The organism is Acinetobacter sp. 1125_18A, from assembly GCF_052824985.1.
Window position 1 is genome coordinate 1 of sequence record NZ_VTDG01000052.1, and the last position, 775, is coordinate 775.

Here is a 775-nt window from a genome sequence, read left to right on the forward strand (position 1 = left end):
AATCATCGTAGGAATGGTATTCATTTCAGGGTCGTCATAAAGACCTGATTGTTTTACAAATTCATCAGGAATATTAAAATCCATTTGACTCACATCAAAACCCAATAATGTGCGCAATTTTTGTTCTTGTTGTTTTAAAAAGTTTTGCTGAGTAATTAAGTAAGAACGTGCGTATTCAACATAACTTTGTGCTTGTACTGGATCGGCATTACTGCTGATTCCTGCGTCTGCTCTTAAGCGTGCAATCTCATGTAAACGACTGACCCCATTAAATTGATCTTGCGCTATTTTGATAATATTGCGATAGCGCAGTAAGGATAAAATATCCCGTGCGGTTTGGGTCGATATATCATCAATACTGATTAATACATTGGCTTGCTCAACTGCCAATTTATTTTGTTGCGTGGTGACACTGGATTTTACTTTACCAAAGTCATAAAGTAGTTGGTTGGCTTCAACTGAATACAATTGGCGACCTTTATCATTGGAGGTAAAATCGCCTGTATTCATACCCGCTTTTAACTGTGGGTAATATTGCGCTTTTGCCACATCAATATTGGCATTTTGTCCTGCCAATGTTGAAATTGTTTGAGCAATATTGGGGTTTCTTTTTACTGCAATTTGAATCGCATCTTCAAGACTTAAGATTTTTGCTTGCCTTGAATACGCATTGGTTGTTTGTGTTTGCGCTTGTTCTAAATATAAATTATTAAGTGATGCCTTTTGTCCAGTATATGGCTTTACAACAGGGAGTTGATTCTGATTGCCTATATGG

At 36.8% G+C, this 775-nt stretch carries 1 protein-coding gene; it reads right to left on the reverse strand.

The annotated features are described in order from the left end of the window. Positions 1-775 (reverse strand): TolC family protein (locus FY049_RS22210; protein ID WP_446084432.1); only part of this gene is annotated, 775 nt, incomplete at both ends.